This is a genomic window from Pseudomonas sp. Kh14, from assembly GCF_900291005.1.
Taxonomy (GTDB): domain Bacteria; phylum Pseudomonadota; class Gammaproteobacteria; order Pseudomonadales; family Pseudomonadaceae; genus Aquipseudomonas; species Aquipseudomonas alloputida.
The window spans coordinates 47792-69420 of record NZ_OLKJ01000028.1 but is presented as its reverse complement, the minus strand read 5'-3'; the positions used below and the strand labels follow the sequence as shown (position 1 = coordinate 69420).

23 protein-coding genes are annotated in these 21629 nt (G+C 60.2%); 17 read left to right on the top strand and 6 right to left on the bottom strand.

All coding sequences use genetic code 11. The annotated features are described in order from the left end of the window. Positions 1 to 76: 76 nt before the first annotated feature. Entirely contained in the window at positions 77 to 955 is an 879-nt protein-coding gene (locus FQ668_RS14000; protein WP_019438510.1) for a LysR family transcriptional regulator, read from the top strand. A 62-nt stretch (positions 956 to 1017) separates the two neighbouring features. Here the strand turns inward: FQ668_RS14000 and FQ668_RS13995 are convergent, their stop codons facing one another. Further along, positions 1018 to 1836, bottom strand: a complete 819-nt coding sequence (locus FQ668_RS13995; RefSeq protein WP_019438511.1) for an AraC family transcriptional regulator — start codon at positions 1834 to 1836, stop codon at positions 1018 to 1020. A 129-nt stretch (positions 1837 to 1965) separates the two neighbouring features. Here FQ668_RS13995 and FQ668_RS13990 point away from each other — a divergent pair, with 129 nt between their 5' ends. Together FQ668_RS13990 and grxC are read left to right on the top strand one after the other, a co-directional pair. Beyond that, positions 1966 to 2484, top strand: coding sequence for a carboxymuconolactone decarboxylase family protein (locus tag FQ668_RS13990; RefSeq protein WP_019438512.1), 519 nt, complete (start codon positions 1966 to 1968; stop codon positions 2482 to 2484). Positions 2485 to 2497: 13 nt separating this feature from the next. After that, the gene (grxC, locus tag FQ668_RS13985; RefSeq protein WP_019438513.1) at positions 2498 to 2752 is read left to right on the top strand and encodes a glutaredoxin 3; all 255 of its coding nucleotides are present in this window, start codon (positions 2498 to 2500) and stop codon (positions 2750 to 2752) included. 91 nt (positions 2753 to 2843) lie between these two features. Here the strand turns inward: grxC and FQ668_RS13980 are convergent, their stop codons facing one another. Continuing rightward, the gene (locus tag FQ668_RS13980; RefSeq protein ID WP_019438514.1) at positions 2844 to 3938 is read right to left on the bottom strand and encodes a GNAT family N-acetyltransferase/peptidase C39 family protein; all 1095 of its coding nucleotides are present in this window, start codon (positions 3936 to 3938) and stop codon (positions 2844 to 2846) included. Positions 3939 to 4032: 94 nt separating this feature from the next. On the opposite strand from FQ668_RS13980, the gene FQ668_RS13975 reads away from it, so the two are divergent. The 3 genes from FQ668_RS13975 to FQ668_RS28550 are packed head-to-tail and all read left to right on the top strand — an operon-like array spanning position 4033 to position 6728. Beyond that, on the top strand, positions 4033 to 5613 hold the full coding sequence (locus FQ668_RS13975; RefSeq protein WP_019438515.1) for a RimK family alpha-L-glutamate ligase: 1581 nt from the start codon (positions 4033 to 4035) through the stop codon (positions 5611 to 5613). Positions 5614 to 5616: 3 nt separating this feature from the next. After that, a complete protein-coding gene (locus FQ668_RS13970) occupies positions 5617 to 6528 on the top strand; it encodes a magnesium transporter CorA family protein (RefSeq protein ID WP_023390185.1) in 912 nt (303 codons plus the stop codon). Between the two features lie 56 nt (positions 6529 to 6584). Then, positions 6585 to 6728 carry a hypothetical protein gene (locus FQ668_RS28550; RefSeq protein WP_178095693.1) on the top strand — a complete coding sequence of 48 codons (144 nt, stop codon included), beginning with the start codon at positions 6585 to 6587 and terminating at the stop codon, positions 6726 to 6728. A 109-nt stretch (positions 6729 to 6837) separates the two neighbouring features. Here FQ668_RS28550 and FQ668_RS13965 read toward each other — a convergent pair whose 3' ends face one another. Both FQ668_RS13965 and FQ668_RS13960 read right to left on the bottom strand, forming a co-directional pair. Next, the gene (locus FQ668_RS13965; RefSeq protein ID WP_019438518.1) at positions 6838 to 7224 is read right to left on the bottom strand and encodes a putative quinol monooxygenase; all 387 of its coding nucleotides are present in this window, start codon (positions 7222 to 7224) and stop codon (positions 6838 to 6840) included. A gap of 118 nt (positions 7225 to 7342) precedes the next feature. Further along, complete coding sequence (locus tag FQ668_RS13960) at positions 7343 to 8350, bottom strand: zinc-binding alcohol dehydrogenase family protein (RefSeq protein WP_019438519.1); 1008 nt, start codon at positions 8348 to 8350, stop codon at positions 7343 to 7345. Between the two features lie 105 nt (positions 8351 to 8455). On the opposite strand from FQ668_RS13960, the gene FQ668_RS13955 reads away from it, so the two are divergent. From FQ668_RS13955 to FQ668_RS13945, 3 genes are all read left to right on the top strand, one after another. Further along, positions 8456 to 9346: a LysR family transcriptional regulator gene (locus FQ668_RS13955; RefSeq protein WP_014591133.1), complete on the top strand. Its 891-nt coding sequence runs from the start codon at positions 8456 to 8458 to the stop codon at positions 9344 to 9346. Between the two features lie 126 nt (positions 9347 to 9472). After that, positions 9473 to 10039 (top strand): TetR/AcrR family transcriptional regulator, encoded by a 567-nt coding sequence (locus tag FQ668_RS13950; protein ID WP_076403846.1) that lies wholly within the window; start codon positions 9473 to 9475, stop codon positions 10037 to 10039. Positions 10040 to 10093: 54 nt separating this feature from the next. Further along, the gene (locus tag FQ668_RS13945; RefSeq protein WP_014591134.1) at positions 10094 to 10570 is read left to right on the top strand and encodes a nuclear transport factor 2 family protein; all 477 of its coding nucleotides are present in this window, start codon (positions 10094 to 10096) and stop codon (positions 10568 to 10570) included. Between the two features lie 85 nt (positions 10571 to 10655). Here the strand turns inward: FQ668_RS13945 and FQ668_RS13940 are convergent, their stop codons facing one another. Next, entirely contained in the window at positions 10656 to 11597 is a 942-nt protein-coding gene (locus FQ668_RS13940) for a helix-turn-helix domain-containing protein (RefSeq protein WP_014591135.1), read from the bottom strand. Positions 11598 to 12126: 529 nt separating this feature from the next. On the opposite strand from FQ668_RS13940, the gene FQ668_RS13935 reads away from it, so the two are divergent. The 7 genes from FQ668_RS13935 (at position 12127) to FQ668_RS13905 (ending at position 19049) form a co-directional block, all read left to right on the top strand. After that, complete coding sequence (locus FQ668_RS13935) at positions 12127 to 13185, top strand: phenylacetaldoxime dehydratase family protein (protein ID WP_014591136.1); 1059 nt, start codon at positions 12127 to 12129, stop codon at positions 13183 to 13185. Between the two features lie 82 nt (positions 13186 to 13267). Continuing rightward, positions 13268 to 14134: a transporter gene (locus FQ668_RS13930; RefSeq protein ID WP_014591137.1), complete on the top strand. Its 867-nt coding sequence runs from the start codon at positions 13268 to 13270 to the stop codon at positions 14132 to 14134. A 54-nt stretch (positions 14135 to 14188) separates the two neighbouring features. Next, positions 14189 to 14713, top strand: coding sequence for a group 1 truncated hemoglobin (locus FQ668_RS13925; protein ID WP_019438523.1), 525 nt, complete (start codon positions 14189 to 14191; stop codon positions 14711 to 14713). Between the two features lie 189 nt (positions 14714 to 14902). Beyond that, complete coding sequence (locus tag FQ668_RS13920) at positions 14903 to 16417, top strand: amidase (RefSeq protein ID WP_019438524.1); 1515 nt, start codon at positions 14903 to 14905, stop codon at positions 16415 to 16417. 87 nt (positions 16418 to 16504) lie between these two features. Further along, positions 16505 to 17086 carry a nitrile hydratase subunit alpha gene (gene nthA / locus FQ668_RS13915; protein ID WP_019438525.1) on the top strand — a complete coding sequence of 194 codons (582 nt, stop codon included), beginning with the start codon at positions 16505 to 16507 and terminating at the stop codon, positions 17084 to 17086. Positions 17087 to 17127: 41 nt separating this feature from the next. Next, a complete protein-coding gene (gene nthB, locus FQ668_RS13910; protein WP_014591141.1) occupies positions 17128 to 17790 on the top strand; it encodes a nitrile hydratase subunit beta in 663 nt (220 codons plus the stop codon). Beyond that, positions 17787 to 19049 (top strand): GTP-binding protein, encoded by a 1263-nt coding sequence (locus FQ668_RS13905; protein ID WP_019438526.1) that lies wholly within the window; start codon positions 17787 to 17789, stop codon positions 19047 to 19049. Before nthB ends, FQ668_RS13905 begins: the two co-directional genes overlap by 4 nt. 111 nt (positions 19050 to 19160) lie before the next feature. Here the strand turns inward: FQ668_RS13905 and FQ668_RS13900 are convergent, their stop codons facing one another. Next, positions 19161 to 20030: a DMT family transporter gene (locus FQ668_RS13900; RefSeq protein WP_019438527.1), complete on the bottom strand. Its 870-nt coding sequence runs from the start codon at positions 20028 to 20030 to the stop codon at positions 19161 to 19163. Between the two features lie 121 nt (positions 20031 to 20151). Here FQ668_RS13900 and FQ668_RS13895 point away from each other — a divergent pair, with 121 nt between their 5' ends. Further along, positions 20152 to 21534: a PLP-dependent aminotransferase family protein gene (locus FQ668_RS13895; RefSeq protein ID WP_019438528.1), complete on the top strand. Its 1383-nt coding sequence runs from the start codon at positions 20152 to 20154 to the stop codon at positions 21532 to 21534. Positions 21535 to 21629: the final 95 nt, after the last annotated feature.

Genomic DNA, 21629 nt, shown 5'->3' with positions numbered 1-21629 from the left:
AGGTTGCATCGTCTTCCTCATTCCGATAAGAAACCAAATTTGGATATTACTTATTCCCCAAAGAGGCCCAATAGCGATGGATCTGTTCGACAGCATGCGCATCTTCGTGCGCGTCGTGGAGCGTGGCTCGTTTTCCGCAGTGGCTCGGGAGCTGAACATGGGGCAGCCGGCAGTCAGCAAGCAGGTCCGTGCGTTGGAGCAGTACCTGGGCGGAGCCGTGTTCGCCCGCAGCACCCGGCACCTCGCCCTCACCGATCAAGGGCAACGCTTCTACAGCCACTGCCAGGAGATTCTCAGCCAGCTGGAGCATGCCACGCGCAGCTTCGCCAGCGGCCAGGAGCAGATCGCCGGCCCCCTGCGAATTGCCGCACCGGTCAGCTATGGGAGGCTGTGCATAGCGCCCCTGATCGGGGCTTTTCTACAGCGCCACCCCGATGTGCAGATCGACCTGCGCCTGAACGATTACAACGAAGACCTGCTCATGGAAAACATCGACCTGGCCATCCGCATTGGTGTGGTGAAAAGCGAGGGGCTGGTGGCCGTGCCCCTGGGTACCAGCACACGGCGAGTCTATGCTGCACCGGCCTATCTCGATCGCCATGGCCAGCCACGCGAGCCCGCCGAACTGGCAGGCCACAACTGCATCGCCTTCACCTTGCTTGAGCATTACGACCGCTGGCACTTCACCCATCGTGGCGAAGCACTTGAGGTTGCAATCAAAGGCAACGTCACCAGCAACAACAGCGAGGCCATTCGTGAAATGGTCCTCGGTGGCCTGGGCATCTCCCTGTCTGCGCAATGGCTGTTTGCTTCAGACTTCGAGCAGGGTAGCGTGTGTAGCCTGCTCGACGAATACCAGACGACCGCGCTGCCGGTCAGCGCCGTGTTCAGCCGTGAGCGGCGCCGCTCGGCAAGGACGATGGCGTTCATCGATTTTCTTCGGGAGAACGTGTAAGCCACCCCGATGAGGCGCAGGACCTTGCTCATTCCCTGGCGTGCAAGTCGGTCGACCAGGCGTCACACCGTTCCCTGCTGCAGCCATTGTTTCGGGCTCGCGCCCACCTTGCGGCGAAAGGTTCGGGCTAGCGCAGAAGGACTTTCGTAGCCGACCTCATCGGCGATCAGGGCAATGGGGCGCCCTTCGCGAAGGCGTTTTTGCGTCAAACTGATGCGCCAGTTCGCCAGGTAGTCCGCAGGCGTAATACCCACGATCTCGCGAAAGTGCGAAGCGAAGCTTGCCCGCGACATGCCCGAAAGATTCGCCAGTTCCGCCACCGACCAATTGCGCTGCGGCTCATCGTGGATCCCCACAAGAGCGCGAGACAGCTGAGCATTGGCCAGACCCGCCATCATTCCCGAGGCGATGCTGCGGCTGGCGATCAGGTGGCGAAGCAGCTGAATGATCATCAGCTCGAACAAGCGATTGAGAATGACATCACGACCACACTCATCTCCAAAGGCTTCTTCGAACAGCCAGTCAAGGGTGCCATCAAGGCCTTGCAATTCGCCGAGGGGCTTGATGATGAAGTCCGGCAAAGCCAGGGTCAGCGGATTGTTGGCGCCGCCATCGAACTGCAGGGTGGCGCACACTAACTCCGCTTCATCGGCGGCGGTGGCCAGCAAGTGATGCTCCTGCGGGCGCACCGCCAGAATCAGGGTGGGTTCGGTCAACTCGATTCGCTGGCCACGCTTGTCCTTGAAGGCCAGACGCCCCGAGCGCAACAGATGGGCGTGGCCGACACTGTGCCCAAGGTGGGTGGTTCCACAGAACCCACCCTGGTGAAACGCGCTAGCGTGCAGGTTGAAGTGTTTAAGCAGGGTCGACAATCGGTCCATAGCGCACTCAGGTTTAGACGATCTGTTGCATAACTTCGACGATCTGAAGCCGAAAGAAAAGTCTGCCTCTCTAGTATGGACTCCACGCTTGATAGACAAGCCGGTTAATCAACCCTTTGGAGAACGACCATGACTCGAATTACCGCTCTCTCGCTGGACCAGGCGCCTACTGGCTCGCGCGCAGCCCTCGAAGGCATTCAAAAAGGTCTCGGCTTCATTCCCAACGCATTCAAGACCCTGGCGCACGCTCCGGTGGCGCTCAATGGTTACCTGGGCCTCGCCCAAGCGTTGGGTAAAAGCTCACTGAGCGCCGCCGAGCGTGAAGTCGTTGCCCTGGCCACTTCGGAAATCAACGGGTGCGACTACTGCCTGGCTGCACACACCTTCTTCGGCGGCAAGGCGGGTTTGAGCGATGAGGCCGTAAGCCAAGCCCGAGCCGGCACACTCAGCGCGGTTGCCGCACTGGCGCAGCAGATCACGGCAAGGCGCGGCCAGTTGAGTGACGAGCAGATCGCTGCCGCGCGTGAGGCAGGGCTTACTGATAGCAAGATCGTGGAGGTGGTGGCACAGGTCACGCTGTTAACCCTGACCAACTACCTGAACAACATCGCCGCTACCGATATCGACTTTCCGCCATCGGCAAGCTAGGAGGGTAACCGCCATGAGCCATGTGACTATCTATACCACCCCGCACTGCCCATACTGCCTGAGCGCCAAGCGACTGCTGTCGAGCAAGGGCATCACCCCTGACGAAATCAACGTTGAAACGTCACCCCTGCACCTGGGGGAAATGATGCAGCGATCCCAGCGCCGAACTGTCCCACAGATATTTGTTGGCAAGGTGCATGTCGGCGGCTTCGATGACTTGGCCCGTCTTGACCGCAAGGGCCAGCTCGAGACATTGCTTCACGCTTGAAGCGCAAAGTGCTCCGGCATGTGAGCCCATCCGGAGCACTATTCATGTTCACTCAATGCCCATGCCATACGTGCCCACCTGCACAGCCGTTCTATCGCCCGCGCAACAGCACAGCGGCCCTTACCCGCTGCCTGCCGAAACTGCTCATGCGCTGAAATTCGGCATGGCTTACTGGCAGATGCTGGCAGTCCAGTATGCGTTTTTGGCGGCTGTGATCCACATCAGGATCATGCAGGTACACGAATTCATCATCGCAACCCGTGACCAAGATCCAGTGCGGAGCTTTCAGACGAGTGAAACGGTAGCTGCTAATCAGCACCACCGGCCTGAACCCGGCTTGCAACGCTGACCGCACATCAAGGCCGGGCGCCAGCACCTGATGCACGTCGGTTTCGGCCAACGCCCCGGCAAAGCCGTCCTCGACCAATTGCATTACGTCTTTTTTCTGCGCGCTGCGCACCCCATCGAGGAACAGCGATCCAGGCTGGCTGACCACCATGCACACTTCGAACCCGCGGCGCCAGGCCGCCAGTGCAAGCCCCTGCGGGCTGCAGCCGCCGTGCCCTGCCGTCATGAAGATGGTGGTCGCTTCTCGCCACAGTTGAATTTCCTCGCTGCGGTGCATGGCCCGCCCCCGTTCGACCGCAGCCATGGCCATCAAAAGGCAGGCCGCTCCGCAGGTGAACTCGGTCGTTTGCGCGTAGTACGGCACTTGCCGTGCAGGGGGCGGAGCACTGCGCAGGATACGCTTCTCGAAACGCAGCGCTTGGCTGTGGTCTTCGTAGTAGTTCTCAACCACAGCGAAGCGTTGATAGCCATTGCTTTCGTACAAGCTGATGGCCGCAGGGTTGTCCGCGCGCACCTCCAGGCGCAGCCAGGCGCAATTACGCTCTAGCGCACTTGCCTGGGCCTGCTCCAGCAACTGCTGGCCCAACCCATGGCCGCGCCAGGCCGGGCTTACGGCAATTGAATACAGACGGGCAAGTGACGTGCCGCGATGGAACAGCAGCAGCGCATAGCCTGCCAGATGCCCCTGTTGTTCAGCGACAATAAGGCAGGCATTGGCGCGTCGCACCATCCAGTTGAAATTACGCGGGCTCAGGCGGTCGAGGGTGAAACAGTCCTGCTCCAGGGCAACCAGCGCATCGATATCGGCCACCGATGCAAAGCGAAAATCAAAAGCCATGGCAACACCGTAATGTTTGAGTAACGAACCGGGACAGGTCGGGAAACCCGTGATTTATTGAAGGGGCGTCTTCTTCAACAGGGATCGAATACTCATGTCAGCGGTGCAAGCCAACGTGGCCGAAGTATTGGCCAAAACCGAAGTTTCCACAATAACCCTCTCCGAGGAGCCACCCAGTAAGCGGAGCGCCGGTAACCGCTTGTTGATCGTGGTGGAGCGCAAGGAAGACTGGGCCAGCTACTTTCCCAGCGAGAGCCTGATGCTGGCCCAGGATTACTTTGAACACAGCGACGACGTTGCGAGGCGTACGCAGGTAATCAACCTGTGCCGCAGCTACAAGTATCTGGGGCAAGGCTACTACTGCTCGCTGCTCGCCGAGGCACGGGGCCACAAGGTGTTCCCGTCGGTGCGAACCATCAGCGAGCTTACCCGCAAGGCGCTCTATGGCGTGGGGCTGGATGACCTGGAACGCACGCTGGAGCGAGCCCTGGCCGATCACCCCTATGGCAGCACCGAGGCTTTCACCCTCACCTTGTATTTCGGGCGGACCGCCATTGAACCCCTTCAGGATATCGGTCGGCAGCTGTTCGAGTCGTTCCCCTGCCCTGTCTTGCTGGTGGAGTTTCGCAGGCGTGATACCTGGCAGATCGACGGGATCAAGGCCGGCGCGCTGCACAAACTGCGGGATGAGCAGCAGTACTTGTTTGCCAACGCGCTGGATGCCTTCAACCGCCGGACGTGGCGCCAGCCCGCCTCCAAACGCCTGGCCCGGTTCGACCTGGCGATTCTGCATGACCCGGCCGAGGCGCTGCCACCGTCCAATCCTGAGGCGCTGGAGCAATTCATCGAAAACGGTAAACAGCTGGGCATCGATGTAGAGCTGATCGAAAAGAAGGACTATGCACGCCTGGCCGAATTTGACGCCTTGTTCATTCGGGAGACCACGCGGGTGGACGACCATACCTACCGTTTTGCCAAAAAGGCCGAAAGCGAAGGCCTGGTGGTGATCGACGACCCCTCCTCCATCCTGCGCTGCACCAACAAGGTGTATCTCGCCGATCTGCTCAAACGCCACAACCTCGGCGCACCGGCCACGGAGATCCTGTACAAGGACCGCCCGCAGGAACTCGAACTTGTGGGCCGGCGCCTCGGTTTTCCGCTGGTGTTGAAGATTCCCGACGGCTGCTTTTCGAAAGGCGTGATCAAGGTCGCCGACGCCCAGGCACTGGCCTCGGCGGCACAGGAGTTGTTCGAACACTCGGTACTGTTGCTGGCCCAGGAGTACTGCTACACCGAATACGACTGGCGTATTGGCGTACTCAACGGTGAGGCGCTGTACGCCTGCCAGTACTTCATGTCCAAGGGCCACTGGCAAATCTACAACCACAAGGCCCAGGCCGGCGAAGTCAACGGCCTGTGCCGCGCGGTCCCGGTGGAACAGGCACCGCCCGAAGTCGTAAAGCTGGCCGTCGACACTGCCAGGCTGATCGGGCACGGGCTGTACGGTGTGGACCTGAAGCAGACCGGCGACCGCGTACTGGTGATCGAAGTCAACGACAACCCCAACCTTGATGCTGGCACCGAAGACGCCGTGCTGGGTAACGCGCTTTACCAGCGAGTGCTGCAGGCTTTCGTGCAGCGGCTTGAGCGTAAACACCTCGGCCAGGCCTGGTAAACGATGATCGAATACTACCTCGCCGTAGACGGTGCTCTCCTTGAAGCCCCCGAGGAACGAGCCAGCGTCTGGTTGTGTGTCGCGCCGGACGCAGCGGAGCAATCCCGGTTGTGCGAGTGCCTGGGGGTCAGTGCCCAGTCGCTGGAGTCCTCCCTGGACCCGGATGAAGTGGCGCGTATCGAGATCAAGCCCGATCACCTGTTCCTGATCTGGAAGCGCCCGGAAAGCTTTGATGGCCGGGTATTCAATGTCTCGTCATTCGGCGTTGTACTCAGCGAAAAGCGCCTGGTGGTGATCTGCGCCGCCAACTCGCTACTCGCCGGGGTAGACCGGCAGGCCGGCATGAGTACCCCACTGGATGTGCTGATGGCGATGCTGGCTGAGAGCGTGCATCACTACCTGGGCCACCTGCGGGTGGTAAAGCAGGTGGCCCGTGAAATCCAGCTGCAGTTCGATCGGTCCATGGACAACCAGCACCTGGTGCAGATGTACAGCCTGAGCGAAAGCCTGGTGTATTACGTCAACGCCATTCAAAGCAATGGCGCCGTGCTAGCCCTGCTGCGCAGCCATGGCCAGAAACACGGCTTCGGGCCCGAACAACTGGAAGTGCTGAATGACCTGATCATCGAAAACGAGCAAAGCTACCAGCAGGCGAAGATCCATGCCCAAGTCTTCACCAACCTGATCGAGGCCCGCGGCAACCTGGCCAACAACGGCATGAACCACGCGCTGCGCAACCTGACCATGATCAATGTGGTGTTCCTGCCCTTGAACCTGCTCGCCAGCATCGGCGGCATGTCGGAGTTCAGCATGATGACCGCCGGCCTGCCCTGGTGGTTGACGTTCCCCACGCTGCTGCTGGCCATGGCGGTACTTGGCGGGGCCATGGCCGTGGCTTTACGGCGTATGGCATGACCCGCCGTGCCAAGAAATAGTGTCAACCTGTACCCATCAACCCGCAGGACGAGACCATGGAAAATTCAGACATCGGATTATTTATGCTGGCGCTGATTGCAATTACAGGCACCCTGATAAGTCTGTTTGAACACCGCGCCGTACGCTCAGAAGAACCCAGCATCAAGCAGCCGGCAACCAAAGTTCAGCAGCGTCCTTGATAGTGAAATGGCGACCCACTCGCAAACTGGCGCCAACGTCCTCGAGAACAGCCATCCACATCGGTCGAGGTAACAGTGCCCCAGGGCGGGTCGCATTGCCTGGCCTCCCTCAGGGATGGGGCGCAACGGCAGATGACACCGGGTCAAGGAAGATCAGTTGCAAGGGCTCCGCCAACAGCTGTTCGGCCTGCTCAGCAAACCGCTGGAAGTGAGCGGTGGTCAGGTGCGCGTCCAGGGCCTGCTGGTTATCGAACGCCTCGCGCATGTAGAACGTCCCTGGCTCGTCGCTACGTTCGAACAGCATGTAGTCGCGGTTACCGGGCTCCGCCCGAGTCGGCTCGATCAACGCCAGCAAGGCCGCTTTGAGCGTTAGTGCCTGGCCTGGTTTGGCCGTGAGGATGGCGAGGGAAACGAGGGGGTAATCTTGTCGGTTCACATCAAGCTCCTGGTCAGTTGCAAAGAGCAGGCACGGTAGTGCCTGCTTCAATGTGTGCATGCGCTTCACCGGGCGTAGCGCCGGGAATGTGCGCGGCGCAGAGAAACACGGTTCGTTCAAGCATGCAGGCTCCTGGCAGACCGGATCGACCGGTCCGCCGTTGTCTGTCAAACAGGTTTCAGAAGCCTTCCAGGACGATCTTGCCGCGCGCCTTGCCACTCTCGACCAGCGCATGGGCACGGCGCATGTTGGCGGCATTGATGGCGCCGAAATGCTCGCCCAGGGTGGTACGCAGGATGCCTTGGTCGATCAGCCCGGCCACGCGCTCGAGCAGTTCGTGCTGGCGCACCATGTCGTCGGTTTCGTAAAGCGAGCGGGTGAACATCAGCTCCCAGTGCAGCGACAGCGACTTGCGCTTGAGCGGCATGACGTCCAGGGTCTGCGGGTCGTCGATCACGCCCAGGCGACCTTGTGGTCGCAGCACTTCAACCAGTTGCGCAAAGTGCTGATCAGTATGGGTAAGGCTGGCGACATGGCTGACTGACTCGATCCCCAAGGCCTGCAGCTGCCCTTGCAGCGGCGCACTGTGATCGATGACGTGATGGGCGCCCAGTTCGCGTACCCAGTTGCTGGTCTCGGCACGGGAAGCCGTGCCGATAATCGTCAGGCGGGTCAGTTGCCGGGCCAACTGCACCAGCATCGAACCGACGCCGCCGGCCGCGCCAACGATCAGCAGGGCATCGCCCTCCCCGCCGCCCTCCACGATGCCCAAGCGATCGAACAGCAGTTCCCAGGCGGTGATGGCCGTCAGCGGCAGCGCGGCTGCCTGTGCTGCACCCAGGCTACGCGGTTGATGCCCGACGATACGTTCGTCAACCAGGTGATATTCGCTGTAGCTGCCGGGCCTGGCGATGGAGCCGGCGTAGTACACCCGGTCTCCGGGCTTGAACAGGGTCACCTGGGCCCCGACTTCGCGGACGATACCGGCCGCGTCCCAGCCGAGTATTTTCGGCTCACGCGTGAAAGTGCTGGCGCGCACCTTGGTGTCGACGGGGTTGACCGACACGGCGTTGACCTCGACCAGAAGGTCCCTGGGCCCAGGGCTGGGCTTGGGCATGAAGATGTCCTGGAGAGACGCAGGGTCTTCGATAGGCAAGCCTTTGTGGATGAAACTGATCGCTTTCATAGGCACTCGCTGCTGAATGTGGTTTGATTTGGCATTCAGTCTGGCGTGCCAGACGCCCGGGAAAAACGGGCCCTGCCCGTCAACACTTTCATTGCAGGAGTGATAATGATCCGTCTCGACGACCTGGGCATCTTCGTTCGCAGCGCCGCGCTGGGCAGCTTTACCGCGGCGGCCCACGAGGCCGACCTGCTACCCGGCCAGGCGGCCGAAGCAGTCAAGCGCCTGGAGCGAGAGCTGGATGTGCGATTGTTTGCCCGCACCACGCGCAGCTTGCGCCTCACAGCCGAAGGCGAGCAGTACCTACCCTCGGCCCTGATCGCCTTGGAAGCCCTCAGGCACGGGCGCGACAACCTGCGTCAGGAAAGCGCCCAGCTCAGCGGAACGTTGCAGGTGGCCGCGCCCTCCGATTTGGGACGCAACGTGCTGCTGCCCTGGCTCACGGCGTTTCGCCGAGAGCATCCACAGTTGAACCTGCGCTTCTTTCTCTCCGACCAGATTGCCGATCTGTTCCGCGATCCGGTGGATATCGCCATCCGCTATGGCCTGAACGCCGACGCCAACTATGTAGCCCTGCCACTGGCACCTTGGAACCGCAAGGTGCTGGTGGCCTCACCCGAGTACCTCGCGCGGCAAGGCACCGTGCAAGCCCCCGAAGATCTGCTCGAACACCAGTGCCTGCTGTACATGCAGCAGGGGCGGGTTTACGACAAGTGGCAACTGGGAACGCAGACTGTCCAGGTGCGTGGCGCCCTGCTCTGCGACGACGCCGATATCGCCCGGCGCTGGGCCGTGGCCGGCGAAGGGATAACCTACAAGTCCTGGCTGGATGTGAGCGACGATGTGCTGGCGGGAAGACTTGTCGTGCTCTTGCAGGATCACCCCGGGCCCGCCATGCCCCTGAGCCTGGTGTGCCCGCACCGCAAGCAGTTGTCTCCTGCGGTGAGGCAGCTGCATGCCTGGTTGACCAGCCGCTTTGCCGAACTGGAGCGCGACTGAGCAGCCGGGAAGCCAGCCACCCTGATCGAACGCATGCCGGCGCCCCGCTCGCGCGCAATCGAACAATTTAAAGAGATGCTTGACCAGGGAGAACGATCGTTCTACTCTGGCTACATGGATAAGCCAATGACCGATACACGCGAAAAAATCCTGGCGACTGCCGAGAAGCTGATTTACGAAAACGGGATTCACGCCACGGGCATGGACCTCTTGGTAAAGACCTCGGGCGTCGCCCGTAAAAGTATTTATCGCTATTTTGCGAATAAAGACGACGTAGCAGCGGCGGCACTCAATGCACGCGATATACGTTGGATGACGTGGTTCAGAAGTGAATGCGAAAAAGCGCAAACGCCAGAAGCACGCATCCTTGGCATTTTTGATGCCCTCAAAAGTTGGTTCGAGTCAGACGGTTTTCGCGGATGTGCTTTTATCAACACAGCCGGAGAGGTGGGTGACGCAGACGATCCTGTTCGACAGATCGCAAAACTGCATAAACAAAAGCTACTGGACTACACGCTAGAACTGACCAGCGAATTAGGTGTTAACGATCCAACTGGCTTGGCCAAGCAACTTCTTTTGATTATAGAGGGCACGATAACCGTGGCCCACGTCATGGGTGATCACACCGCGCTCGACAGTGCACGAGAAATCACAAAGGTCTTGCTCAAAGACGTGCAGCGCGCAAGCGCTTAAAGTTAAAGAAATACCCACTCAACTGAACCATCCAAAAAGATTGGAGGCACCACCATGTCCAACGAACACGCTCGTCCGCCACTTCCTCCTTTCACTCGCGAATCGGCGATTGAAAAGGTTCGACTCGCTGAGGATGGTTGGAATACCCGCGAACCCGATAAGATTGCCCTGGCCTATACGGTGGACACCCAATGGCGTAACCGTGCCGAGTTTGCAAACAACCGTGAAGAAGCTCGGGACTTCCTTACCCGCAAGTGGAAGAAAGAACTGGACTACCGCTTGATCAAAGAGCTCTGGGCCTTCACAGACAACCGCATCGCCGTCCGTTACGCCTACGAGTGGCACGACGATTCGGGCAACTGGTTCCGCTCCTACGGCAACGAAAACTGGGAGTTTGAAGCCGATGGCTTGATGCACCGCCGTTTCGCCTGCATCAACGACATGCCCATCAAGGAAAGCGAGCGCAAGTTCCACTGGCCACTGGGTCGCCGTCCGGATGATCACCCAGGGCTGACCGAACTGGGCCTGTAAGTCAGGTTAAACCTGATCCTTTACATTGGGGATCAGGTTTTTTGTTTGAGGAGCGCAGAGCATGGCCAACCGCAGGTTTCAATCCTCACCCCCTACTGCGCCGTAACAACGAATGCGGCGCCACTCCAAACGCCTTGCGAAACGCATGGCTAAAATGCGAAAAGTCGGAAAAACCAAACTCCAACGCCGCCTGCGAAACACTCCTTACCTGCCCACACTCAATCGCTGCGCGGCTAGCGTTCAGCCGTTCCTTCCAGATCTCGGCAACCGGTGACTTCTGATGCCGGGCAAACGCACGTGTCACCGTCCTTGTCGACACGTGATGTGCCAGGGCAATCGACTCGATCGACAGCTCCGGCTCAGTCAAATGGCGTTGAATGTAGTTCATGATTCGCCCATAAAGATCCAGTTCTCGATGGGTAGTATTCAGGTCCTGCAACTCAAGGCTGAGCACCAGCAGGTCGACGATGGTGTTGGAGTACCGCCGAGAGACGCCTTCGTCCTGCAGCAACGGCGCATAACTGGCCGCTTGGCCAATCATCTGCCGCAGCGGGATCACTCCGGGGCGCCCCTCTTCCAGCACCAGCGCGGTGATGTCAGCGATGTGCGGGACGCGCTGTGCGAGCAGCGGCCGGGGGATGCGGATAAGGTGGTTTTCGGTACCACCCAGGCTGAATCGAAACGGTTGGGTTGCGTCGTAAAGAAACACATTGCCGGCCGTGAGCCTGGCCTTGCGGTTGTGTTGTTCAATTTCGCCGTAACCGTCCAGGGTGACTCCCAACCATATATCTTCGGCGGGGTCGCTGCGCAGGTGTTGCTCGGAGCGCACCCAGTGGTGCAGCGGCGACGACAGCGTCGTGACATCCAACGGGCCGATGCCGTTGACCTGCAGCGCCCCCTCGAAGTTGCTCTGCGAGGAGGGTTTGCTGTCTGCCGACAAACAATGGCGGCAGACCACCTCCCGCCAGTAATCAAAGCGACGGGATGGCGAAACGGCAAGGGTCGAATAGTGGTTGGTCTCAGCCATGATGGCGCTCACCTTCATGTGGCATATCGAAAAAGGGGCACTGTTACAGAAGTTCGCGTAGGCAATATTCACGCCAGCGGTATTCGCTGGTCCATGCTGCGGCCATCTCAGCCTTCGTCCTTATAGCGCCAACAGGCGCTTTCTAAAACCTCCCATATCGCTCCCCATTTCGGGGCAAAAATGCTGCTTTTCCCTCGACGCTGCACCATCGCGGCTCATCCTCAAGCGGGTGTTACGGCGCTGTCGTTTCCAACCAAACGATTGTCCTTGCGAACAAAGCGACGTTGCCCAGTCCTCCCTAACTTTTACCTCACGTTGTTTCCAGCAACTGCGCTGATGAGGTAGCCCATGCAATTACAAAAACAGCGAATAGCCGACGAGTTCAGGTGGCTGCATAGGCGCGACCTGGTGCCCGAAGAGTTTTTATCGTGGGTGCTCGAGTGGGCGGCGTGTGCACTGCGCGCCCGGCTGGCAAACGCACCAGGCAAAGCTGAGCGTGTTCTGAACATAAAATAACAAGGAGCCTGTGATGGAATCTGCAATCGATAAACACCTCATGTGCCCGCGCACGTTATCGCGCCGGGTACCTGATGATTACCAGCCGCCCTTCCCGATGTGGGTCGGCCGCGCTGATGAGCAGCTGACGCAAGTAGTGATGGCCTATCTGGGGGTGCAGTACCGGGGAGATAGCCAGCGTGAGCGGGCCTTGCAGGCGATGCGCGAGATTCTCGGCAGCTTTAGCTTGAGCGACGGCCCGCTGACTCACGACCTGACGCACCACACCGACAGCAGTGGCTACGACAACCTGATGATCGTCGGCTACTGGAAAGATACCGGCGCTTACTGCCGCTGGTCACGCTCGCCTGAGGTGGATGGCTGGTGGAGTTCGCCGCAACGCTTGAATGATGGCCTTGGTTACTACCGCGAAATCACCGCGCCGCGGGCCGAGCAGTTCGAGACGCTGTATGCGTTCCAGAGCGATTTGCCCGGGGTCGGGGCGATCATGGACAACACCAGTGGCGAGATCGAGGAGCACGGTTACTGGGGCTCGATGCGCGACCGTTTCCCGGTGTCGCAAACGGACTGGATGAACCCGAACGGCGAACTGCGAGTCGTGGCTGGCGACCCGGCCAAAGGCGGTCGGGTAGTGGTGATCGGCCATGACAATATCGCCTTGATTCGCTCGGGCCAGGACTGGGCAGCGGCAGAAGCGGCTGAGCGCTCGCTGTACCTGGATGAAATCTTGCCGACCTTGCAGGATGGTATGGATTTTCTGCGCGATAACGGCCAGCCGCTGGGCTGTTACAGCAATCGCTTTGTACGCAATATCGACGCTGACGGCAATGTACTCGACATGAGTTACAACATCGGCCACTGGCGTTCATTGGAGAAACTCGAACGCTGGGCGGAATCGCACCCCACCCATCTGCGTATTTTCGTCACCTTCTTTCGGGTAGCGGCAGGGCTCGAGAAGTTGCGGCTCTATCACGAAGTCTCCGTGTCGGATGCAAGCAGCCAGGTGTTCGAATACATCAACTGCCACCCACACACCGGCATGTTGCGCGACGCAAAAGTCAGTTCCAACTAGCCCCCAACTCCACGTTTAGCCCCGCACCTGCCGTCCCTGCGGTAGTGGGGCTCTTTTTGCCCAGAATAAAGGACCTCTGTCCATGAAACAGCTCCGTTACCTGATGCTCGCGGCAGCCGTGCCAAGCGTGTGTGCGCAAGCGTTCGAAGTTGATCCGGGTGATTATGAAGCGCTGCCGGTGGGTGCAACGATCGGTGTGGTCTATTACCAGCATTCCACCACCGACAGCGCTTACGCCAACGGCCACAAAGTCAGCTCCGATTTCAACCTGACCTCCAACGTCGGCATCCTGCGGCTGCTGCACGTCTATCAATTGACTGATCGACTGACCCTGGAGCCGCAATTTCTGCTGCCGTTCGGCCGCGTATCGAGCAGCGGCGATGCCTCGGCCCTGGGCAACACCAGCGGCGTCGGCGACCTCACCCTGACGGCGCCGCTCAAGTACCGCTTGAACGAGGCCAACGACATCCTTGGCGCCACCGTTTACCTCACCGCCCCCACTGGCAATTACGACCGCGACGATGCGCTCAACCTTGGCGAGAACCGCTGGAAGGTCGATCTGCAGGCCGCCTACGTCAAACATGTGGGCGAAAAATGGGCTGTAGACCTGGTCGGTGATGCCATCTGGTACAGCGACAACGACGACTTCGGCTCCAGCTCTGCGCGCCGTGAACAGGAGGTTTCCTACGGGGCACAACTGATGGGGCGCTACATCGTCGACCCTGGCACTTCACTGGCAGTTGGCCTCGGTCACACCTGGGGCGGAGAGAACCAGATTGACGGAACGGCGCAGGACGACCGCGCCGAAACCACCAACTTGCGCGTCACCGCGAACAAGTTCTTCACCGCCAAGGACCAGCTGCAGGTGCAACTGGGCCGTGACCTCGCGGTAGAAAACGGCCCCAAGGAAAACTTCCGCCTGAACCTCAGGTACGTGCGGGTCTTTTAACCCAAGGCCCGACGGCACCAGCAAGCCCCCCCAGCAGATACGGAGCACCAGTACATGACTGATCAACAGGCAACCACTGAGCAGCAGCCCTCGTTGTATACCCGCCTTGGCGGCTACGACGCTATCTACCAGTTCGCCGGCGCGGTACTGCGCAAGACCATGGCCCACCCGGCGATCGGTCATATCTGGGCACATATGTCCGAGTCGACCTTCCAGAAGGAACACATCAACTTCGTCGATTTCCTCTCGCAACACTGGGGTGGCAACGCCAAGTACCGCGGCCGGGATATGGTTACCGCACACCGCGGCATGGGGCTTACCGAGGTTCATTGGCAAGCCACGCTGGATTGCCTGGAGGAGTGCTACAACGACTACAACCTGCCACCGGAACTGCGCAAGGAGGTCAACGATTTCCTGGTCAAGTTCAAACCCGCCGTGATCGGCAGCCCCTCCTACCGCGATGTGGTGTTGGCCAACCCCACGATGGACCCGGCCAAAGGCATGAAAAGCGTCGGCGTAGTGTGGCCCGGACGCACCGATTCGGCTGAGCAGGCAGCCGTGCCCAAGCTGGAGCCGTAAGCCCACCCGGCCACATTCAGGACGCACTCCACTTGGCGCAACGCAGTCCTGCTCAACAAAGCGACTGTCCTGCTCAACCAAGTACCGCTCGCGCGCTGGCGCTAGCTTGTTACCAGGCCCAGCCGCGGCGAGCCTCTCGAACAGTCATTTACCGGCCCCTGCGGCCTGCCACCGGAAACAGGACACCCCATGGCCATCATCCGCCCGACGCTCGAACAGTTGCAGGCCCTCGCCAGCCGCCTGCACATGCAGCTGACCCCCGAACAAGCCAGCGAATACCTGGCACTCATGCAGGCAAGCCTCGACGCTTATGATCTGGTCGACGAACTGCCGGACTTCATCCCCTTGGTGCGCTACGAGCGCACTGCGGGTTACCGCCCCTCCAGCCGGGAGAACCCGTTGAACGCCTGGTACTACCGTACCGAGGTGATGGGCGCCAGCACCGGCAAACTGCTCGGCAAAACGGTTGCACTCAAGGACAACATCTCGCTGGCGGGCGTGCCGATGATGAACGGTGCCGCGCCACTGGCCGGTTTTGTACCGTCATTCGATGCCACCGTGGTTACGCGTTTGCTCGACGCCGGGGTGACCATCCTCGGCAAGGCCACTTGCGAGCACTACTGCCTGTCCGGCGCCAGCCACACCTCGGACCCGGCACCCGTGCACAACCCATTGCGCCCTGGTTTCAGCACCGGCGGCTCGTCGTCGGGCAGCGCCGCGCTGGTTGCTGCGGGCGAAGTTGACCTGGCGGTGGGCGGCGATCAGGGCGGTTCAGCGCGTATTCCCGCAGCGTGGTGCGGCATCTATGGCATGAAGCCGACTTTCGGGCTGGTGCCGTATACCGGGGTGATGGCGATCGAGGCCACCTTCGACCATGTCGGTCCGATGACCAGCAACGTGCGCGACAACGCGCTCATGCTCGAGGTCATGGCCGGTACCGACGGCCTTGACCCACGCCAGGGCGTGCCCGAAGTAGATACCTATGGCAACTACCTCGAGCGCGGTGTACGCGGGCTGCGTATCGGCATCCTCCAGCAAGGTTTCCAGCTCGCTAACCTTGATCAGCGCGTTGGCGACAAGGTGCGCAGCGCCATCGCTCGCTTCGAGGCGTTGGGTGCAGTGGTCGAGGAAGTATCGGTTCCCGAGCATACGCTGGCGGGCTCGCTATGGAGCCCGATCGGCTGCGAAGGCCTGACCATGCAGATGATGCACGGCAACGGCGCGGGCTTTAACTGGAAGGGCCTGTACGACGTCGCCTTGCTCGACAAGCAGGCCGGCTGGCGGACCCAGGCCGACGCCCTGTCGCCCTCGCTCAAGCTGTGCATGCTGGTTGGCCAGTTTGGCCTGGAACACTACCACGGCCGTTACTACGCGAAGGCGCAGAACATCGCCCGTTTCGCTCGCGCCGGCTACGACAAGGCGCTGGAGCGCTACGACCTGCTGGTAATGCCAACCGTGCCCATCATCGCCCAGCCGCTGCCTGCGCCAGGTTGCTCGATCACCGAGAGTGTCTCGCGCGCGCTGGAGATGCTCGGCAATACCGCCGCGCAAGACATCACCGGTCACCCGGCCATGTCCATCCCTTGCGGCCTGGTCGATGGCCTGCCGGTCGGGCTGATGCTGGTCGGCAAGCACTATGCCGAAGGCACGATCTATCAGGCAGCGGCAGCGTTCGAGGCCGCGGTGGACTGGCGCACGCTGTGACCCAGGCAGCAGGCGCTGCGCCCCTGCAAAAAACAACTGGCACAACAACAGATTTCAACAACCGTGTTGGACGAGAGGAGTAATCCCATGACGGCAACTTCAACCCCTGGTGAGCGGGCACGCGCATTGTTTGCAGTGCTCAAGCGCAAAGACCTCATCCCCGAGGGCTACATCGAACAGCTCACCCAGCTGATGGAACACGGCTGGAGCCCGGAAAACGGCGCGCGCATCGTCGCCAAGGCCTGGGTCGATCCGCAGTTTCGCGAGCTGCTGCTCAAGGACGGTACGGCCGCCTGCGCCCAGTTCGGCTTCACCGGCCCACAAGGCGAATACATCGTCGCCCTGGAAGACACCCCGCAGCTGAAAAATGTGATCGTCTGCAGCCTGTGCTCCTGCACGAACTGGCCGGTGCTGGGCCTGCCGCCTGAGTGGTACAAGGGCTTCGAATTCCGTGCACGGTTGGTCCGGGAGGGGCGCACGGTATTGCGCGAGCTGGGCACCGAGTTGCCCGGCGGCATGGTGGTCAAGGTCTGGGACACCAGCGCTGAAAGCCGCTACCTGGTGCTACCGCAACGACCAGCGGGCTCAGAGCATATGAGCGAAGAGCAGTTGCGGCAACTGGTCACCAAGGATGTGCTGATCGGCGTCGCCCTGCCCCGCGTTGGCTGAGCAAGGCCGCCCAACCCCATTCAACTTCCGGAGTGTTCAATATGGATGGCTTTCACGATCTCGGCGGTTTCCAGGGCTTTGGCAAAGTGCCCCACCGCATCAACAGCCTTAGCTACAAGCAGGTGTTCAAGCAGGACTGGGAACACCTGGCCTACAGCCTGATGTTCATCGGCGTCGACCACCTGAACAAGTTCAGCGTCGACGAAATACGTCATGCCGTCGAACGCATTGACGTGCGCCAGCACGTCGGCACCGAATACTACGAACGTTATGTGATCGCCACTGCCACGCTGCTGGTCGAAACAGGCGTCATCACCCAGGCCGAACTGGATGAAGCACTCGGCTCGCACTTCAAGCTGGCCAACCCCGCCCATGCGCAAGGGCGTGCTGCAATTATCGGGCGAGCGCCTTTTGAAGTGGGCGATCGGGTCATCGTACGCGATGAATACGTGGCCGGGCATGTGCGCATGCCTGCATACGTGCGCGGCAAGCAAGGCGTAGTGCTGCACCGGACCACTGAACAGTGGCCGTTTCCGGACGCGATTGGCCATGGCGACCAGAGCGCTGCGCATCAACCGACCTATCATGTCGAGTTCCGCGTGCGGGACCTGTGGGGCGATGCCGCAGACGACGGCCTGGTGGTGGTAGACCTGTTCGAAAGCTATCTGGACAGGGTCGAAAGCCCGCGAGTGGTGCGCGCATGAGTGCCGGCGCCCAGGCAGGCCGGCTGCCGGTGACGGTCCTTTCAGGCTTCCTCGGCGCAGGCAAGACCACCCTGCTCAACCACATCCTGCGCAACCGCCAGGGCCTGAAGGTGGCGGTTATCGTCAATGACATGAGCGAGGTCAACATCGATGCCGCCCAGGTCCAGCGCGACGTTGCGCTGTATCGTGGCCAGGATGAATTGATAGAGATGAGCAACGGCTGTATCTGCTGCACCCTGCGCGCCGACCTGCTTGAGCAGATCAGCGCGCTGGCGCGCCAGCAGCGTTTCGATTACCTGTTGATCGAGTCCACCGGGATTTCCGAGCCGATGCCAGTCGCCGAGACCTTTGCCTTTCTCGACGCCAACGGTTTCAGCCTCAGCGAACTGGCGCGGCTGGATACGCTGGTGACGGTGGTCGATGCCAGCCAGTTCATGGCCATGCTCGACTCTCCCGAAACCGTCGCGCGGGCCGACGTCACCACGGATGACAGCAGGCGCCCGCTGGCCGATCTGCTGATCGAGCAGGTCGAGTATGCCAATGTGATTCTGGTCAACAAACGCGACCTGGTCGACGAGGCGCAGTACCAGGCCCTGCAGGCAGTTCTCGCCGGGCTCAATCCAGGCGCACAGATCCTGCCGATGGTGGCCGGCAACGTCGCCCTGTCGAGCATCCTTGGCACCCAGCTGTTCGATTTGCCCAGCCTTGCCGCAGCGCCCGGCTGGATGAAACAGATGGACGCGCACGACACCCCGGCCGGCGAGTCGCAGACCTATGGCGTGACGTCATGGGTCTACCGAGCGCGCGCCCCGTTCCATCCGCAACGCTTGCTTGATTTTCTTGCACGGCCCTGGCGCGACGGCCGTCTTCTGCGCAGCAAAGGTTATTTCTGGCTTGCCAGCCGCCACCGCGAAATCGGCTTGCTGGTACACAGCGGCCAGCGGTTTCAATGGGACTACGTTGGCCATTGGTGGAACTTCATCGACACGTCACAGTGGCCACAGGACAAGTATCGCTTGCAGGGCATCATGGCCAAGTGGGACAGCATCGTCGGCGATTGCCGTCAGGAGCTGGTGTTCATTGGCCAGGACCTGGATACCCAGACACTGCAACGCGAACTCGACCATTGCCTGCTGAGTGTAGAAGAAATCGCCATCGGTCCGTTGGCCTGGGCAAGGTTGCCGGGGGGCAGCGCGTTCGACAACCGGGCCTTGTCAGCCAGCAAGACGCAGTCATTACCGGCTGATGCCATTTTCTAGTTGGAGGTGCGGAGTACGTCTCGCCGAAAGTCGGCAACCGTTTTGCAGTGGCGAGACAACCGGCCCCGTTAACCCCATCAGCTCGACATTGCACTCTGCCTGGCTGTTCATCTATTGGGCATATTTCCTGGCCCCGTAAACACAGATGACAGCACCCAGCGTCACGAGAAGCATCGTCCAGCTGACATGCTCGTGCAGAAGCAACGCTGCCAGCCCAAGCCCCATGAACGGCTGAAAGAGTTGCAGTTGGCCCACAGCCGCAATCCCCCCCTGGACGAGCCCTCGGTACCAGAACACAAACCCGATCAGCATGCTGAACAGTGAAACGTAGACAAAGCTGAACCACGCCGGGGCACTTACCCTGGCAAAGTCATCAGAGGCTGGAAGATTGACCACCGTCAGCAGCAGCATGAACGGCAACGCTACCAGCAACGCCCAGCTGATCACCTGCCAACCACCCAATGTCCGCGAGAGGCGCGCGCCTTCGGCATAGCCCAACCCACAGACCACAACGGCAGCCAACATCAGCAGATCGCCCACCGCCGACGCCTCGCCTCCGTTCATCAACGCATAGCCAGCGACCAACCCGGCACCTGTCAACGAGAACAGCCAGAACAAGGGCCGAGGTCGTTCACCGCCCCGCAGAACCGCAAATCCTGCGGTACACAATGGCAGGAGCCCGACAAAAACAATGGAGTGAGCAGAGCTTATGTGCTGAAGGGCAAATGCTGTCAGTAGCGGGAAACCGATAACAACGCCGAGCGCTGTTACGGCCAAAGGCGACAAATCCCGCCGTTTGGGCCGAGGCTGGCGTAGCACGATCAGAAAAAGCGCGCCCAGCATGGCGGCAATTGTTGCCCGGGCACAGGTGAGGAACGTCGGTTCGAAGTCGGCCACTGCCACTCGGGTTGCCGGCAACGAACCCGCAAAAATGGCGACACCTATGAAACCGTTGATCCACCCGCTTGCTGATTTTTCCATCGTTAAGTCCTCAATAAGCCAAGGCTCAGTACATCACCGACAGGCTCACCCAGACCATGTACAATCCAATACACTTAAACCAAACTGTTATGCATATGACTCCAGCACAGTTGAGGGTGCGATGAAACGGGACGGAACGCGTATTCGAACTGTCATGGGTGAAATCCAGTCGCGGATAGCCTCTCGAACCTACACACCAGGCGCAAGAATTCCCTCGGTGCGTGCGATGGCTCAGACCATGCAGGTGTCGGTTTCTACGGTGCTTGAGGCCTATGAAAGGTTGATGGCTGAGGGTGTACTCAACTCTCGTCCTGGCTCCGGCTTTTACGTAGCCGGGCCAGTGGCGCCCTTGGTACTCACCGAACTCGGCCCAAGGCTTGATCGTGAAGTGGACCCGTTGTGGATCTCGCGCCAGTCTCTTGACACCGCTAGCGATGCGTTGAAACCGGGGTGCGGTTGGCTACCTGCCTCCTGGATGTTCGAAGCCGGCTTGCGCAAAGCGCTTCGAACCGTTGCCCGTTCTGACACGTCGAAACTGACTGAGTACGCCTCGCCACTTGGGCATCTGCCTCTCAGGCAATTCTTGTCACGGAAGCTGAAAGGCATCGGGATCGAAGCCCCTCTTGAACAGATCATGCTGACTGAGTCCGGCACCCACGCCATCGACCTGATCTGCCGTTTTCTGCTGGAGCCGGGGGACACTGTGCTGGTCGATGACCCCTGCTATTTCAATTTTCACGCACTGCTGAAAGCGCACAGGGTGAACATCGTAGGCGTTCCCTACACCGCGACGGGCCCGGACATCGATGCTTTTGGCGCTGCCCTGCTCGCGCATTCTCCCCGGTTGTACATAACCAATTCAGGCATCCACAACCCGACCGGCGCCACCCTGTCTCCGGTCACGGCACACAGGTTGCTAAAGCTGGCCGACACCTCCAGCCTGGTGATCGTAGAGGACGACATCTTCGGGGATTTCGAGAATGCACCAGCGCCACGGCTGTCTGCCTTCGATGGCCTCTCTCGTGTCATCCAGATAGGTAGCTTTTCAAAGACCATCTCTGCTTCGATTAGATGCGGCTACATCGCGGCTCGCAGTGACTGGATCGAGAGCCTGGTCGATCTCAAGATTGCGACCACATTCGGGGGTGGCCGCCTGGCCGCGGACATCATCCATCTGGCGATTACCGATAGCGGGTACCGGAAACACATGGAAAGTGTTCGCCTCAGGCTGGCCGAGGCTATGGACAGAACGGTGGCGAGGCTTCAAGCCATTGGTATCAAGCCCTGGATAACGCCCCAGTCAGGCATGTACGTCTGGTGCCAACTTCCTCAAGGCAAGGATGCAGCAACGCTGGCTCGGGCTTGCTTGAATGAAAGTGTAGTGCTGGCGCCCGGAAATGCGTTCAGCCAGTCGATGGCTGCGGGTGATTTCCTCCGTTTCAACGTTGCCCAATCGGCTGATGCCAAAATTTACGAAGTGTTGAAACGGGCCCTGAGTGCTTAGTCGCGAAACTTCCTGTTTAACCACGTCAGCTCATTCCGCCCAACGCCGTATTTCGAGGAGGCGACGCTGTCGCTTCCTCGAAAAGGGACAAAGTG